This is a genomic window from Sphingobium naphthae, from assembly GCF_043589935.1.
GTDB classification, from domain to species: domain Bacteria; phylum Pseudomonadota; class Alphaproteobacteria; order Sphingomonadales; family Sphingomonadaceae; genus Sphingobium; species Sphingobium naphthae_A.
In genome coordinates, this window is sequence record NZ_CP171454.1 from 1,873,099 (window position 1) to 1,888,530 (window position 15,432).

A 15,432-nucleotide genomic window follows, 5' to 3' on the forward strand; every position below is an offset into this window, starting at 1 on the left:
AAAATCCTCTCTTGCCGGGGATGGGGGGATGGAGCCCATATAAAGGCTAATGAAGGGGATGGAAGCGCTGTCTCCTTATTGCATTTCCGATGGGCTTGGGCGAAAGCGACGATATGTTACAGGAACCGGACAGTAGGGGGCGCCATGGGCGAGCGCGGCGATATGGCCGAACCCCTAGTGCATGGGGATGATTTCGAAGAGCCGGTGATCGAGGCGGCGGAAGCCAGCCATGACGAGGACGACCGGCTGAAGCCCGAATATCTGACGGCCGTGCTCGACGCGGTCGAGGATGGCGACGATGAAAAGGCGCGCGAACTGGTGTCGCCGCTGCATCCCGCCGACATTGCGGACTTGCTGGAACTGGCGCCGTCGGACCGGCGCGCTGACGTCGCCGCAGCGCTGGGCGACCTGGTCGGCGCGGAGGTTCTGTCCGAACTCAACGATTATGTCCGCGACGACCTGATCGGGGCATTGGCGCCCGAGCAAGTCGCGGAGTTCGCGTCCGAACTGGACACGGACGACGCGGTCGCCATCATCGAGGATCTGGAGGAAGCCGACCAGCAGGCGGTGCTGGAGGCGATGGAGCCGGAGGATCGCGCGGCGATCGAAAGCGCGCTGGCGCACCCCGAGGAGTCCGCCGGCCGTCTGATGCAGCGCGACCTGGTCGCGGTGCCCGAACATATGACCGTGGGCCAGGTGATCGACTATCTGCGCGACAGCGGCGACCTGACTCGCGACTTCTGGGAAATCTTCGTCGTCGACGCCGCGCATCGGCCGATCGGCACCTGCCAGCTCAGCTGGATCCTGACCTGCCCCCGCGGGATCGCCATGAGCGACCTGATGAAGCGCGAGCAGACGCTGATCCCGGTCGACATGGACCAGGAGGAAGTGGCGCTGCGCTTCCAGAAATATGCGCTGATTTCCGCCGCGGTGGTGGATGCGGCTGGCCGACTGGTCGGCATGATCACGGTGGACGATGTGGTCCACATCATCAGCCAGGAAGCGGGCGAGGACATATTGCGCCTGTCGGGCGCGGGCGAAGGCGACATCAACGAGCCGGTGCTGGACAGCTATCGCGCCCGCGTGCGCTGGCTGCTGACCAATTTGCTGACGGCGCTGATCGCCTCCACCATCATCGGCATTTTCGAAGACACGATCGAGCGGATGGTCGCGCTGGCGACGCTGATGCCGATCGTCGCGGGCGTGGGCGGCAATGCCGGCAGCCAGACCATGGCGGTGACGGTGCGCGCGCTTGCCACCAACCAGATCACCGGCTCCAATGCGCGGCGCACCATCCTGCGCGAAATACGGGTGGCGGTGCTGAACGGCGCGACGGTCGCCATCGTCCTGGGCATCGGCGTATCGCTGGTGTTCCAGAATATGGCGCTGGGCGGGGTGATCGCCGCGGCGATGGTGACCAATATCGTGACAGCTGGCCTGGCTGGAGCGGCGGTGCCGCTGGCTTTCGATCGCGTGAACCTGGACCCTGCGGTGGCTTCGTCCATCTTCGTGACGATGATCACCGACTCGATGGGTTTCTTCGCTTTCCTGGGGCTCGCGACATTGGCGGGATTGACCGGCTGAGCCGAGCGCCCATCTAAGACGCCCATGCCGCTCAACATGACCAAGATCGCCTTCCAGAGCGAAGGCCCCGCTTCCTTGCGCGCCTGGCTGGAAAGCCATGCCGACGAAGCGCGGATCACCACCCGCTACCTGCCCAAGCGCGTCGAGGAGATGGCGGGCGGATCGCTCTACTGGATCCATGCGCACACGCTGGTGGGCCGCAGCCCGCTGCTGGGTTTCGAGGAGACGGGCCAGGGACGCTACTGGGTGCGGCTGGCGCCGATGCTCATCCCCGTGCGCGCCAGTCCCAAGCGCGCGCATCAGGGCTGGCGCTATCTGGAGGACAAGGATGCGCCACCGGACCTGGGCAGCGGCGAGGCCGACGACCTGGACGCGATGCCGCCTGCGCTGCTGGGCGAACTGACGCGACTGGGGCTGGTGTAGGATGTCATCGCGGCCCGTGGACGTGAACGTGGCTGGCTGGCTGGCATAGCCAATAGTCCGGCGACTAGGAGCCGAAGCCCGCTAAATACCGGAAAAGAGAAAAATGGTGCTGCCGGTGAGGATTGAACTCACGACCTCAGCCTTACCAAGGATGCGCTCTACCACTGAGCTACGGCAGCACTCTATTTCATCTCCGTGGCGCCATCTGCGCTTCGGAGGCCGGGCCTATGGCCGCCCGCGCCGCCCATGTCAAGGCGGGTTGCGGCGGATCACGCATTTTGCTTATGCGCGTCCCATGGCTGACACGCAGGACGAAAAGAAGGCACGGCTGGCGCAGGCGCTGCGCGATAATCTGCGCCGGCGCAAGGCGCAAAGCCGCGAGGCGGTGCGGCAGGAAGCGGCGCCGCCGCCCCCGCCCGACACGCCCAAGACTTGAGGATCAGAGCGGCGCGCAGGCGGCCTTGAGCCAAGCGCGCGCGTCGCCATCCAGCTGCGGTCCGACCAGGTCGAACACGGCGGCGTGATAGGCGTCGACCCAGGCGCGCTCCTCGCGGCTGAGCAGGTCGAGAGCGACAAGCGCGCGGTCGATCGGCGCGAAGGTCAGCGTTTCGAAGCCGAGCATCGCCTTTTCCGCGCCGGGAATGGCGCGCTCCTCGACCAGCACCAGATTTTCGATGCGGATCCCATATTCGCCGGTCTTGTAATAGCCCGGCTCGTTGGAGAGGATCATGCCCGCCACCAGCGGCTCGTCGCCACCACCGAAGGTGGCGATACGCTGCGGCCCTTCATGCACCGACAGGAAGCTGCCGACGCCATGGCCGGTGCCATGGGCGTAATCCAGCCCTTCGGCCCACAGATATTGCCGCGCGAGCACGTCGAGCTGACCGCCGCGCGTCCCCTTCGGGAAGACGGCGCGGGCGAGCGCGACATGGCCCTTGAGGACGAGGGTGAAGCGGTGCTTCATCTCCTGCGTGGGCTCGCCCACCGCGATGGTGCGCGTGACGTCGGTGGTGCCGTCGCGATATTGCCCGCCCGAATCGACGAGATAGAGCGTGCCGGTCTCAATCGGGCGATTGGTCTTTTCCTCGACGCGATAATGGACGACCGCGCCATTGGGACCAGCGCCGCTGATCGTGTCGAAGGACAGGTCCTCCAGCACGCCTGTTTCCTTGCGGAAGGCCTCCAGCCGATCGGCGGCGGACATTTCGGTGAGACCGCCCTTGGGCGCTTCGACCGAGAGCCAGTGCAGGAAGCGGCTGAGCGCCGCGCCGTCGCGCGCCTGCGCCGCCTTGTGCCCGGCAATCTCGGCCTCATTCTTGATCGCCTTCGGGAGCACGGCCGGATCGCGCAGCGGCAGCACGGTGGCGCCCCCCTGCTCCAGCGCCTCGAATATGGCGGCGACGGCGCGTTCGGGATCGGCGACGACGCTCTTGCCCTTGAGGTCGGCCAAGGCGTCGGCGAAAGCGGCGCGGTCATGGACGCGCACGGCATTGCCCAGATGCTGGGCCACGGCGTCGTCCATCTTTTCCGGCGCAACATACAGGTCGGCGGTCGCGTCGGCGTGAACGATGGCATAGGCGAGCGCGACCGGCGTGCGATCGACATCCTTGCCGCGGATGTTGAAGGTCCAGGCGATCGAATCGAGCGCGGACAGGATGGCGGCGTCCGCCTTGTTGGCCGTCAGCCAGTCGGCCATGGCGGCCCGCTTTTCGGCGGCGCTGCGGCCAGCGAAGCGATCGTCATGCACGACCAGGCGCGCGTCGCTGGGCGCGGGCCGGTCGGGCCAGACGGCATCGACGGGATTGGTGTCGACCGCGACCAGCTCCGCGCCCTTTTCCGCCAGCGCGGCGGTCGCCTGGCGCACCCAGGCGCGGGTGTGGAGCCAGGGATCATAGCCGATGCGCGCGCCCTGCCCCGCATGATCCTTGAGCCAGGCGGCGATCGAGGTCTGCGGCACGCTTTCATATTGCCAATGGGCTGCGTCCACCTGCTCGCGCACCTGCAGCGTGTAACGGCCATCGACGAAGATCGCCGCTTCCTGCGGCAACACCACGGCGCTGCCGGCCGATCCCTGGAAGCCGGTGAGCCAGGCGAGCCGCTGCGCATAGGCGCCGACATATTCGCTCATATGCTCGTCTGTCAGCGGCACCACGAAACCGTCGAGCTTCTGGCGCACCAGTTGCGCGCGCAGGGCCTTCAGGCGATCTTCATAACTGGACATCAACACTTCCTTGGATCATTCCGGCCCCTTGCGCCGGCGGCAATGCCGACAACATAGAGGGGCACGCGCGCTTATTCCAGCGCAGCCCCCGTCTGAACCATGGATAGTTAATGACCGATCAAAGCCCGCCCGCCGCCTTCCCACCCGTTGCCGAACGCCGCCCTCACCAATTTTCCCACCATGGCATCGAGGTGGAGGACCCCTATGCCTGGCTGCGCGACCCGGGGTATCCGGAGGTTAAGGACAAGGATGTGCTGGCGTATCTGGAGGCGGAAAATCGCTGGTTCGAAGGCGCGATGGCGCCGCACAAGCCGCTGATCGACCGGCTGTTCCGGGAAATGAAGGGGCGCATCAAGGAAGATGACGCGTCGGTGCCGCAGAAAGATGGCGACTATGTCTATTGGCGCGCCTTCGAAACCGGCGCGCAATATCGCAAATGGTATCGCCGCCCCGTGGCCGCGCCGGCGGACGGGTCGGCCGACCAGCTGATCCTGGACGAACCGGCGCTGGCGCAGGGGCATGATTATTTTCGCCTGGGTGCGCTGTCGGTCAGCCCGAATGGCCGCTACCTTGCCTATGCGATCGACACCAACGGGTCGGAACGCTTCGAAGCGCGGATCAAGGATCTGTTCAGCGGCGAGATCCTGCCCGAAGTCATTCCCGGCACCCTGTCGTCGCTGGTGTGGACGTCGGACAGCAAGGGGCTGCTCTATGGCCTCGCCAATGAAAACTGGCGGACGGACAATGCGCGGCTGCACTGGCTGGGCCAGGATGTCGCCAGCGACGCCCAGCTGTTCCATGAGGCGGACGAGGGCTTTCGCGTCTCGATCGGGCTCACATCGTCAGAGAAATATATCGTCATCGCGACGGGCGACCATGTCACCAGCGAAGCCTGGCTGGTGCCTGCCGATGATCCCACCGCAGAGCCGCTGCTGGTGTCCGCAAGGTTGCCGGGCCGCGAATATGATGTCGATGAGCATGACGGCACGCTCTATATCCGCACCAACGACACGCACCCCAATTTCCGGCTGGTGAAGGCGCGACTGGACGCGCCGGGCGCGTGGGACGAAGTGATCGGGCCGGACGCGCATTTCTATCTGACCGACTTCACGCTGTTCAAGCATTTCTACGTCACCGAAGGGCGGCAGGACGGGCTCGACCAGATCGAGCTGCGCGATTATGCGTCGCATCAGGCCAAGCGCATCCCCTTCCCCGAGGCGAGCTATTCGGCGAGCCTAGACGACAATCCGGAATATGACGTGACGAAGCTGCGCATCGGCTATGAATCGATGGTCACGCCCGACACCATCTATGATTATCATCTGGATACGGGCGCGCTGGAGGTGCTGAAGGTCCAGGAGATCCCGTCGGGCTATGACGCCGACCGCTATGCGACCGAGCGGCTGATGATCCCGGCGCGCGACGGCACCGAAATCCCGGTGTCGATCGTCTATCCCGCCGGTTTCCCCAAGGACGGCAGCGCGCCGCTGCATCTGTACGGCTATGGCGCCTATGGGCTGGCGATGGAGCCTGGCTTTTCGACCAGCCGCCTGTCGCTGCTCGACCGCGGCTTCGCCTTCGCGATCGCGCATATCCGCGGGGGCGACGATCTGGGCCAGCAATGGTATCTGGACGGCAAGCTCGACAAGCGGAGCAATACCTTCACCGACTTCGTCGATGTCGCCAGGGGGCTGATCGACCGCGGCTATGCGGCGAAGGGCCGGATCAGCATTTCGGGCGGATCGGCCGGCGGCGAGCTGATGGGCGCAGTGATCAATTCCGATCCCGACCTGTGGGGCGCGGTCGTCGCCCATGTGCCCTTCGTCGACGTGCTCAACACCATGCTGGACGCCAGCCTGCCGCTGACGCCGGGAGAATGGCCCGAATGGGGCAACCCGATCGAGGACGAGGCGGCGTTCCGCACGATCCAGTCCTACGATCCCTATGGCAATGTGAAACCCCAGGCCTATCCGCCGCTGCTGGTGACGGCGGGCCTCAACGATCCGCGCGTCACCTATTGGGAACCGGCGAAATGGGTGGCGCGGTTGCGCGCGACCAAGACAGACGACAATATCCTGCTGCTCAAGACCAATATGGGCGCGGGCCATGGCGGCAAGTCCGGACGGTTCGAGAGCCTGCACGAGACGGCGGAGGAATTCGCCTTCATCCTGTGGCAGCTGGGGATCGAGGGCTGATGGCATCGAGCTTCACCACACAGATCACCGCCCGGCCCGAGCATATCGACGTGCTGGGGCATGTGAACAATGCCGTCTGGGTCCAATGGATGGAGCAGGTGTCGGTCGACCACTGGATGCATGACGCCGATCCGGCGCATGTCGAGGCCTATATCTGGGTCGTGACGCGGCACGAGATCGACTATCGCGGCAATGTTACCGAGGGCGAGACGGTGACGGCGCGCACCTGGATTCCCGAAGGACCGCGCGGCGCCCGCTTCGACCGGATGATCGAGTTTACCGGACCGGACGGCAAGGTGAAGGTGGCGGCCAAGTCCACATGGGCGATCATCGACAAGGCGTCGGGCCGCATCCTGCGCGTGCCGGCGGAAGTGGCGGCGAACTTCGTGTGAACGCCGCCACCTGCGGAAGAAAATTCAGGCCGCCTGCGCCTTGAGCAGCTTGTCGAGCGTCAGCGGATAATCGCGCAGGCGGATGCCGGTCGCATTGTAGATCGCGTTCGCCACTGCCGCGCCTGCGCCGCAAATGCCCAGTTCGCCCACGCCCTTGGCCTTCATCGGCGAGCTTTTGTCGTCCAGCTCTTCGATGAACAGCACATCCTGATCGGGAATGTCGGCATGGACCGGCACCTGATATTCGGCCATGTCGTGGTTGACGAAGAAGCCGAAGCGCGTGTCGACGTCCAGCGCCTCCATCAACGCCGCGCCCACCCCCATGGTCATTGCGCCGATCACCTGGCTGCGCGCCGATTTGGGGTTGAGGATGCGCCCGGCGGCAAAGGCGCCGCCCATGCGGCGCACGCGCACTTCGGCCGTGTCCATGTCCACGCCCACTTCGCAGAAATGCGCGCCGAAGGTCGCCTGAGCATAGCGTTTGTCGAGGTCGCCATATTCCATGCTGTCCTCCGCCCACAGGCCCTGCGCGCCGGCGAGCGCCGCCAGCGGCTGCGACTGGTTGCCCAGCCGCACCAGCCCGTCGTCGAACTGCGCCTGATCGGCGGGATAGCCCGCCTTTTCCGCGATCTTCGCGCGCAGCGCCATGGCCGCGGCATAGACGCCGGCGGTCGAGCTGTTCGCGCCCCACTGGCCGCCCGATCCCGACGAGACGGGAAAGCGGCTGTCGCCCAGCCGCACCGTCACCTGATCCAGATCGACGCCCAGCATTTCGGCCGCGGTCTGCGCGATGATGGTGTAGCTGCCGGTGCCGATGTCGGTCATGTCGGTTTCGACGATGACCCTGCCCTGACCGTCCACCCCGATGCGGGCGCCCGATTTTTCGGTGAGATTGTTGCGGAAGGCCGACGCCATGCCCATGCCGACCAGCCAGCGGCCATCGCGCACCTGGCCGGGCCGGGGGTTGCGCTTGCTCCAGCCGAAGCGATCCGCGCCCGCGCGCAGGCATTCCACCAGCTTGCGGCTGGAGAAAGGCCGCTGCGGCCCGGCCTCGGGATCATATTGGACATCGTTGCGGATGCGCAGCTCGACCGGATCGACGCCGCAGGCTTCGGCCAGTTCGTCCATCGCGACTTCCAGCGCCAGCAGGCCGACCGCCTCGCCCGGCGCGCGCATGGCATTGCCTTCGGGCAGGTTCAGCGTCACCAGCCGGTGCGCGGTCAGGCGATTGTCGCCGCGATATAGCAGCCGCGTCTGCTGCGCCGCGGTTTCGGGACCGCCGCCGGGCAGGTCGCCCGACCAGACTTCATGCGCGATCGCGTCGATCACGCCATCCTTGTCCGCGCCGATGCGGATGCGCTGAATGGTCGCGGGCCGATGCGTCGTGTTGTTGGGGATTTGCGGACGCGCAATGGCGACCTTGACCGGCCGCCCCACCTGGCGCGCGCCCAGCGCCGCCAGCAGCGCATCGGCGCGCAGGAACAGCTTCGATCCGAAGCCGCCGCCGATATAGGGGGAGACGAGCCGGACATTCTCCTTGGGGATGCCCAGCGTCTTGGCCATGTCGCCCACGCCCCAGGCGATCATCTGGTTGGATGTCCACAGCGTCAGCTTGTCGCCATTCCAGGCGGCGATGCTGGCATGTGGCTCCATCATCGCATGGCTCTGATCCGGCGTCGTATAGGTCTGCTCGAGCTTGACCGCCGCGCTGGCGAAGGCGCCGTCGAAATCGCCCGCCTTGGTATCGGCCGGGCCGCCAAAGCCCTGCGGCGGGATCACGCCGTTCAGCCGTTCGGCGGCAAGGTCGAACTTGCCGTCCTCGGGCGCATAGTCGATCCGCACCAGCGCGGCGGCGGCGCGCGCATTTTCGAACGTATCGGCGACGACCAGCGCCAGCGCCTGCTCATAATGTTCGATCTGCGGACCGCCCAGCAGATGCGCGGTGTTCATGCTGCCTTTGGTCAGCTTGCCCGCATTGGCGTGCGTGACGATGCCCAGCACGCCCGGCGATGCCTCGGCCGCGCGCAGGTCCATCGCGGCGATCCGCCCCTTGGCGATGGCGGAGCCCACGATCCAGCCATAAGCAGCGTTGGGCGCGGCGTCGTGGCGCTCATAGGCATAAGCCGCCGTGCCCGTCACCTTGGCCGCGCCGTCGATGCGGTCGTGCGGGATGCCGATCACCCGCCCCTGGTCGATCGGATTCCGTCCTGCGGGGGTGTCGAACTTCATGCCCGTGCCTCCTGCTGCCGGTAGAGCGACGCCAGGGTCTTTTCGACCAGCGACCGCTTGAAATCATTGTCGTGCGTCGTGCGCGCGCCCGCCAGCGTCGCTTCGGCCACCGCCCGCGCGCCTTGGGCGGCGGCGGCGTCGCCCTCCGCCGTGCGCCAGGGCTTGGCGCCGATGCCGCCAAAGGCGAAGCGCGCCGTCCCGTCCTTCCCGAAGATGGCCGCGACCGACACCAGCGCAAAGGCGTAGGAAGCGCGGTCGCGCACCTTGCGATAGACATGGGTTCCGCCGACGGGCCGGGGCAGCGTGACCGACGTGATGATCTCGCCGGCCTTCAGCACCGTTTCCTTGTGCGGCGTATCGCCGGGCAGCACGTGAAAGTCGGCGATCGGGATGGAGCGACCGGCCCCGGCAGCATCGACCGTGTCGACCTGCGCGTCGAGCAGGCGCATCGCCACCGCCATGTCGCTGGGATGCTGGGCGATGCAGGCGTCGCTGACGCCCAATATGGCGAGGCTGCGGCTGACGCCCTTCATCGCGCCGCAGCCGCTGCCGGGCTTGCGCTTGTTGCAGGGCATGCGCGTATCGTAGAAATAGGGGCAGCGCGTGCGTTGCAGCAGATTGCCCGCCGTCGTCGCCTTGTTGCGCAACTGGCCCGAAGCGCCCGCCACCAGCGCACGGCTGAGCACCGCATAGTCGCGGCGAACGGTCGCGTCGGCCGCCAGATCGGTGTTGCGGACCAGCGCGCCGATGCGCAGTCCCCCCTCCTCCGTCTTTTCGATGCGATCAAGGCCCAAGCGATTGACGTCGATCAGATGGGTGGGCGTTTCGATCTGCAATTTCATGAGGTCGAGCAAATTGGTGCCGCCGGCGATGAAGCGGGCGCCCTGAACCGACGCTGCCGCCTTTGCTGCCGCTTCCACACTGGCAGCGCGCTCATAGGTGAAGGGCTTCATGCTTCTGCCTCCCCGGCGACGTCGCTGATCGCGGCGACGATGTTGGAATAGGCGGCGCAGCGGCAGATATTGCCGCTCATGCGCTCGCGCACTTCTGCCGCGCTGAACGTCACCTTGTCGAGGTCCTCGGTGACGTGACTGGGGATGCCGGCCTTGATCTCCTCCAGCACGGACACGGCGGAACAGATCTGCCCCGGCGTGCAATAGCCGCACTGATACCCATCATGGACGATGAATGCCTTCTGCATCGGGTGCAGCGCCTCGGGCGTACCCAGCCCCTCGATCGTCGTCACATCCTCGCCGTCATGCATCACCGCAAGCGTCAGGCAGCTATTGATGCGCCGGCCTTCGACGATGACGGTACAGGCGCCGCACTGGCCATGATCGCACCCCTTCTTGGTGCCGGTGAGCTTCAAATGTTCGCGCAGCGCATCGAGCAGGCTGGTGCGCGGGTCCAGCTGCAGATGGACCTCGCGGCCGTTCACGGTGAGTTCGACAGGCGTCATCGGGGCTCCTTTGCTGACGGACGCGGTCGTGGCGGCCTGCGCCTGCAATGCGAGCGGCGCGGCGGCAAGAAGCGCGCCGCCGCCCTGCATGAGCCCTCGGCGCGTGACATGGTCGGCTGTCATGGCTGGTCCATCCTTTTCAAATCTGCAGATGATTACGAAGCGCAAGGACAATTGATCCGCCCGGCAGGAAAGTTCGACGGATAAGGCACAGGCTATCGCTTCCGGCCGCCAGGGGGAAGAGCCCGGGTGGCAATGCCGATTCGGGCAGCGGATCCCGAAGCGACCGGTGGACGGTAACTGTGGCAGCAGCTATCTTATTGTTTTCAAATGCAATTGTGCGCCGGCGAAAGGAAATTTCATTTTTCTGCAATTCTCCCCTTGCTCCCATCACGGACCGCTGCTAGTTCGCCGCCACCCGCCGAGAGGAACACAGCCTCCGGCCGCCAGAGCGGGCGTAGCTCAGGGGTAGAGCACAACCTTGCCAAGGTTGGGGTCGAGGGTTCGAATCCCTTCGCCCGCTCCAGTTTTCCATAGCAAGATCATGCAGTTAGGCGGCTTTCACAGCCGCCTTTTTTGCTTACGCGCTCCGTCAGGAACAAAAAGTAAGCAATACGTAAGCAGGAAATGCCCAGGAAATGCGTGGTTCTGGCGTGCTCCCGGCGGAAATAGGCCTATCCTCCATATTTCACGCCCCTCAAGGTTGCTCATTCGGCGTTCTTCCGCGTGCTCTCATCCTGACGCGAAAAGTTGCTTACGCGCCTTTCCGCTCCTGCTTACGCGGAGCTGTTTTTGCTTACGCGAACGATGAAAGGCCCGACGTCAATCTTAGCCGCTCGCTTGTTGCCAGCCGGGGAATGAGGCGCGGCGAGCGTCTCTGGTCCGGCGGCTTTGGAGCCGACCGCCACGAAGGTTTTGCGAATATCGCGCGCCCGCCCCAGCTTGTTCTTCAATTCTTGGAGCGTTTGCGTTATTGAATCAGGAACGATGGGGGAAATGTGTGTGAGAAAGAAATCGAGTAAATTCAGTGTCTAATGCCAAACAGATATTGGCCATGCTGCGCAGTCGAGCGGAAGGCGACGACGAGCAGTTCTATTCGATCGCTTTGCAGGTTGCCGCTGCTGAGGCCCGGCAGGGTCGCAGAGACACCGCAAACGACTTGCGCACGGCTGTCGATACGGCGCGCGCCGCGCGCGGTGTCAGCCCATCAATTCCTATCGTTTTCGCCCGCCCGCGCGGTGATCTTGAAGGTCTCCTCGATCTTCGCGAACCTACGGTGACGCTCGCCGACGTGATCCTCCCGGCCGCAGTCTCGGAACGGCTCGGCAATGCTCTTCTCCAGCAACGTCGACGGGACTGGCTGCGCGAGCATGGCAAGGCCCCTAACCGGCGGCTCCTGTTCGTCGGTCCGCCCGGATCGGGCAAGACCATGACCGCCGAAGCCTTGGCTGGCGAGCTGAAGCTGCCGCTCTTCATCATAAGGCTGGAGACGCTCATTACCCGCTTCATGGGTGAGACCGCCGCCAAGCTCAGGCTTGTGTTCGACGAGACCCTGCGCCGCCGCGCCGTCTATCTGTTCGATGAGTTCGATGCCGTAGGCGGGCATCGCACGGCCTCGAACGACGTTGCCGAGATGCGCCGCGTCCTCAACAGCTTCCTTCAGTTCATGGAGGAAAAGAGCGCCACCGATAGTCCGCTCGTGGCGGCAACCAACCATCCCGAATTGCTCGATAGGGCCTTGCTGCGCCGCTTCGACGACGTGATCGAGTTCGAGCTGCCCTCGGCCGAACAGGTGCGGGCCGTGGTCAAGGCCAACCTCAAGCCGCTGAAATATCCCCGCCTGGCTTGGTCCACCATCGAGAAGGCGGCGCGCGGCCTCAGCCAGGCCGAGATTGCGCGCGCAGCCGACGAAGCCGTCAAGGCCGCGATCCTCGACCAGCGCGACCAGATCGCCACGCCCGACATCATCGCTCGCCTCGCCGAGCGCCAAGCGATGCGCACCGCGTTCTCTGCGAAACACTGACCTGTGGCGCAACACGACCGACCGCATCTCGACATTTCGGGACTGGCTCACAGCGTTGCGTTCAAATCTCCGGGCAGCAATGCCCGGCAGCGCCCGCTCATCCGCATCCGCGAGGACCACGGCCAGCGCTTGATCGCCGAACTCGCTTCGGCCTTTCAACAGGCCGAACAGGCCCGACAGAGGCCGGACGGCGTTGCGCTCCTTCCTCCGCCGGACGGCACTTTCCTTGAAGTGGAGCTGTCGCCGCAAGCCGGCCCGACCACGCTCGAACGCACGCGGGAGAAAACCCGGCAAGGCGCTGTGACCTTCACCGAACAAGGCGCGCGTCGCATCGCCTTGTTCGTGCCCGACGACATGCGCGACACGCTCGAAGCGGTGTTCCAGGATTACACTTTCGGGCCGCTCAACGAGCGCACCGGCTCGCCCAAAGGGAAAACCCGCGTCGAGACGATCGAGCATATCCGCGAAGCGCGCATCCGCACCTTCTGGCGGGACGATCCCGCCGCATTGCCTGAAGACCCTCAAGCGGAAATGTGGTGGTCGCTGTGGTGCTTCCGCGACAGGGTTGACCGCGTTCTCGAAGCCGCCGCCCAGCTTGGGCTCCATGTCGGCGAGGGCGACACCTTCCTGCGCTTTCCCGAAACCATCGTCGTTCCAGTCTATGGTCGCCGTGCCGCGATCGAGTTGTTGCTGTTCGCCACTGGCGGCATTGCCGAGCTGCGGCGCGCCAGCGACAATCCTCATGTTTTCACCCATGACCTGCGCGACGAGGCGCGCGCGTTCATCGAAGACCTTGCCGAACGGACGATCTGGCCCGGCCGCGAGGCGCCGGCCATCTGCCTCCTCGATACCGGCGTCAATCGTGCCCATCCGCTCATCGAGCCCGCCCTGGCGGTCGAAGACCTCTTGAGCGTCGATCCCGCCTGGGGCGGTGACGATCATGCGCCAGGCTCCGGCCACGGCACCGGCATGGCGGGATTGGCGCTGCACGGCGACCTCGTGGCGCCCTTGGCCGATCAGGAACAGCGACGCCTTACCCACCGACTGGAGTCGGTCAAAATCCTGCCGCCCGCAGGTTTTCCCCCAAACGACCCGCACGCTTACGGTCCCATCACCCAAGGCGCCATCGCACGCGCCGAAATCCAGAACCCTGACCGAGCGCGTATGTTCTGCATGGCCGTTACCAATGGTGGACGTAGCGGTGCCGACGCGACTGCATGGAGCGCCGCCATCGACCAGGCCGCGGCCGGCGCCGAATCCGAGGATCAGGAGAACCCGGCGCCCAAGAGGCTCATCGTCCTCGCCGCCGGCAATGTCCCCGACCACGCCGATCCGGCTGAGATCGCGGACACCGATGCCTTTCCGGCCGAAGATCCCTGTCAGGCTTGGAATGCGCTTGCGATCGGCGGCTACACCGAAAAGAGCCAGATCGCGGAAGCCGGCTACGAGGGCTGGACGCCGATGGCGACCGTCGGCGCCGGAAGCCCCTACAGCCGCACCTCCTACCTCTGGCGCTCGGGCCAATCGCCGTTCAAGCCCGACCTCGTGTTCGAGGCAGGCAACCGGGCGATCAGCCCCGCGAAAACTGAAGCGATTGCCGGCCTCGACTCTCTTTCGCTTCTGACCACCGCGCGCGATGTCGGTCAGCGCCCGCTCGACAGCTTCTGGGCGACCAGCGCGGCGACCGCGCAGGCGGCCCGCTTAGCCGCGCAGATCGCGGCAGACGATCCCGACTATTGGCCGGAAACCATCCGGGCGCTGATGGTCCATAGTGCGCGCTGGACCCCGCCCATGACCGAGGCCATCGCTGCCTGCGCGGCCAAGCGCGACAAGGCGGATTGTCTCCGCCGCTATGGTTACGGCCTTCCCGGCCTTGCCCGCGCTCGCGCATCCGCGATCAACGATCTCGCGCTTGTCGCCCAAAGGGAGATTCAGCCCTTCCGCAAGGAGGCGTCAGGCGTCCGCTTCAACGAGGCCCATGTCTATCCGCTGCCCTGGCCACGCCAGATTCTCGAAGACCTCGACAATCTGCGTGTGCGGCTGAAGGTGACGCTCTCCTATTTCATCGAGCCCAATCCCAGTTTCGCCACGGCAATCGACCCGGCGCGCTACCAATCCTTCGGCCTTCGCTTTGACTTGAAACGGTCGCGGGAGACCACCGCGAACTTCCTGCGCAGGAACAACGCAGAAGGGCGCGAGGAGAATGACCCGCGGCCGGTGAATGAGAATAATGATGGCTGGCTGTTCGGTGAGCGCGCCATCTCGGCCGGATCGCTGCATGTCGACATCTGGGAAGGCCCGGCCGTCGAGCTTGCCGCCCGGAACATGCTTTATATCCACCCGATCACCGGCTGGTGGCGGGAGCGAACCGGGCTCAAGCGCTTCAACGACAGAGCACGTTACGCCTTGATCGTCAGCCTTGAGACGCCGGAAGCGGAAGTCGATCTCTATACTCCGATCGAAACGGCCATCCCGACACTGATCGGCGTCGAAATCGAAGGATAACGCGAAAAGCGGAGCCGTCCCGTGCCGACGAATGCACGGATTCAGCAGAGCTTGCCGACATACCGCCGGTGCCTTTTGTTTTCCGGGCAGGTTGAATGGCTTGCGGGGGAAGGCCTTCCCCTGCTGCCGAGCCCCAGCGGGTCTCGCCAGACCCCTTCGAGCGGGGACACCCCGCAACGCCCCTGAGCAGAACGCGGGGATCTGGTGAGCGCACTCTGGCGGCTAAGGCCGCCCAGGGTTCGCGCGTATTTCTCGGCCCGCGTGGCACTCTTGCTCTGGTCGGGGGCGCGGCAACGGCTGGCCCCCAGTGTCCGCGCGCACGCCGCCGCGCCGGCTGTCCGCCGCAAGGGTGCGTCTCTTTGTGGCGCCGCAAGCGGCCCGGTCCTTGGGGCGCTGCCCCT

11 protein-coding genes and 2 tRNA genes are annotated in these 15,432 nt (G+C 65.5%); 8 read left to right on the forward strand and 5 right to left on the reverse strand.

Annotated elements, in window-relative coordinates; genetic code table 11:
• Nucleotides 1-144 precede the first annotated feature (144 nt).
• On the forward strand, nt 145-1,584 hold the full coding sequence (mgtE, locus tag ACGGKE_RS09245; RefSeq protein ID WP_394437238.1) for a magnesium transporter: 1,440 nt from the start codon (nt 145-147) through the stop codon (nt 1,582-1,584).
• Nucleotides 1,585-1,608: 24 nt separating this feature from the next.
• The gene (locus tag ACGGKE_RS09250) at nt 1,609-2,007 is read left to right on the forward strand and encodes a DUF1489 domain-containing protein (protein WP_317517110.1); all 399 of its coding nucleotides are present in this window, start codon (nt 1,609-1,611) and stop codon (nt 2,005-2,007) included.
• A gap of 104 nt (nt 2,008-2,111) precedes the next feature.
• Here ACGGKE_RS09250 and ACGGKE_RS09255 read toward each other — a convergent pair.
• Nucleotides 2,112-2,186, reverse strand: a tRNA-Thr gene (locus tag ACGGKE_RS09255).
• A 116-nt stretch (nt 2,187-2,302) separates the two neighbouring features.
• Here ACGGKE_RS09255 and ACGGKE_RS09260 point away from each other — a divergent pair.
• The gene (locus ACGGKE_RS09260) at nt 2,303-2,443 is read left to right on the forward strand and encodes a hypothetical protein (protein WP_394437240.1); all 141 of its coding nucleotides are present in this window, start codon (nt 2,303-2,305) and stop codon (nt 2,441-2,443) included.
• 3 nt (nt 2,444-2,446) lie between these two features.
• Here ACGGKE_RS09260 and ACGGKE_RS09265 read toward each other — a convergent pair whose 3' ends face one another.
• Nucleotides 2,447-4,228 carry an aminopeptidase P family protein gene (locus tag ACGGKE_RS09265; protein ID WP_394437242.1) on the reverse strand — a complete coding sequence of 594 codons (1,782 nt, stop codon included), beginning with the start codon at nt 4,226-4,228 and terminating at the stop codon, nt 2,447-2,449.
• Nucleotides 4,229-4,338: 110 nt separating this feature from the next.
• Between ACGGKE_RS09265 and ACGGKE_RS09270 the strand changes: the two genes are divergently transcribed.
• Both ACGGKE_RS09270 and ACGGKE_RS09275 read left to right on the forward strand, forming a co-directional pair.
• The gene (locus ACGGKE_RS09270; protein WP_394437244.1) at nt 4,339-6,423 is read left to right on the forward strand and encodes a S9 family peptidase; all 2,085 of its coding nucleotides are present in this window, start codon (nt 4,339-4,341) and stop codon (nt 6,421-6,423) included.
• Entirely contained in the window at nt 6,423-6,815 is a 393-nt protein-coding gene (locus ACGGKE_RS09275; protein ID WP_228164820.1) for a thioesterase family protein, read from the forward strand. Before ACGGKE_RS09270 ends, ACGGKE_RS09275 begins: the two co-directional genes overlap by 1 nt.
• 24 nt (nt 6,816-6,839) lie before the next feature.
• Here the strand turns inward: ACGGKE_RS09275 and paoC are convergent, their stop codons facing one another.
• The 3 genes from paoC to paoA are packed head-to-tail and all read right to left on the reverse strand — an operon-like array spanning nt 6,840 to nt 10,626.
• Entirely contained in the window at nt 6,840-9,044 is a 2,205-nt protein-coding gene (gene paoC / locus ACGGKE_RS09280) for an aldehyde oxidoreductase molybdenum-binding subunit PaoC (protein WP_394437247.1), read from the reverse strand.
• Nucleotides 9,041-9,997 (reverse strand): FAD binding domain-containing protein, encoded by a 957-nt coding sequence (locus ACGGKE_RS09285; protein WP_394437249.1) that lies wholly within the window; start codon nt 9,995-9,997, stop codon nt 9,041-9,043. The genes paoC and ACGGKE_RS09285 overlap by 4 nt, the downstream gene beginning before the upstream one ends.
• Nucleotides 9,994-10,626, reverse strand: coding sequence for an aldehyde dehydrogenase iron-sulfur subunit PaoA (gene paoA, locus ACGGKE_RS09290; protein WP_394437251.1), 633 nt, complete (start codon nt 10,624-10,626; stop codon nt 9,994-9,996). The genes ACGGKE_RS09285 and paoA overlap by 4 nt, the downstream gene beginning before the upstream one ends.
• A 328-nt stretch (nt 10,627-10,954) precedes the next feature.
• Between paoA and ACGGKE_RS09295 the strand changes: the two genes are divergently transcribed.
• The 3 genes from ACGGKE_RS09295 to ACGGKE_RS09305 all read left to right on the forward strand — a co-directional run bounded on the left by ACGGKE_RS09295 (nt 10,955) and on the right by ACGGKE_RS09305 (nt 15,031).
• Nucleotides 10,955-11,029: transfer RNA gene (locus tag ACGGKE_RS09295), tRNA-Gly, on the forward strand.
• Between the two features lie 501 nt (nt 11,030-11,530).
• Nucleotides 11,531-12,526: an AAA family ATPase gene (locus tag ACGGKE_RS09300; RefSeq protein ID WP_066859796.1), complete on the forward strand. Its 996-nt coding sequence runs from the start codon at nt 11,531-11,533 to the stop codon at nt 12,524-12,526.
• Between the two features lie 3 nt (nt 12,527-12,529).
• A complete protein-coding gene (locus ACGGKE_RS09305; RefSeq protein WP_066859799.1) occupies nt 12,530-15,031 on the forward strand; it encodes a S8 family peptidase in 2,502 nt (833 codons plus the stop codon).
• Nucleotides 15,032-15,432 lie beyond the last annotated feature (401 nt).

Excerpts from the sequence above, each read along its gene's own strand:
- mgtE (WP_394437238.1), top strand. The coding sequence starts at position 145 with ATGGGCGAGCGCGGCGATATGGCCGAACCCCTAGTGCATGGGGATGAT.
- ACGGKE_RS09250 (WP_317517110.1), top strand. The coding sequence starts at position 1,609 with ATGCCGCTCAACATGACCAAGATCGCCTTCCAGAGCGAAGGCCCCGCT.
- ACGGKE_RS09260 (WP_394437240.1), top strand. The coding sequence starts at position 2,303 with ATGGCTGACACGCAGGACGAAAAGAAGGCACGGCTGGCGCAGGCGCTG.
- ACGGKE_RS09265 (WP_394437242.1), bottom strand. The coding sequence starts at position 4,228 with ATGTCCAGTTATGAAGATCGCCTGAAGGCCCTGCGCGCGCAACTGGTG.
- ACGGKE_RS09270 (WP_394437244.1), top strand. The coding sequence starts at position 4,339 with ATGACCGATCAAAGCCCGCCCGCCGCCTTCCCACCCGTTGCCGAACGC.
- ACGGKE_RS09275 (WP_228164820.1), top strand. The coding sequence starts at position 6,423 with ATGGCATCGAGCTTCACCACACAGATCACCGCCCGGCCCGAGCATATC.
- paoC (WP_394437247.1), bottom strand. The coding sequence starts at position 9,044 with ATGAAGTTCGACACCCCCGCAGGACGGAATCCGATCGACCAGGGGCGG.
- ACGGKE_RS09285 (WP_394437249.1), bottom strand. The coding sequence starts at position 9,997 with ATGAAGCCCTTCACCTATGAGCGCGCTGCCAGTGTGGAAGCGGCAGCA.
- paoA (WP_394437251.1), bottom strand. The coding sequence starts at position 10,626 with ATGACAGCCGACCATGTCACGCGCCGAGGGCTCATGCAGGGCGGCGGC.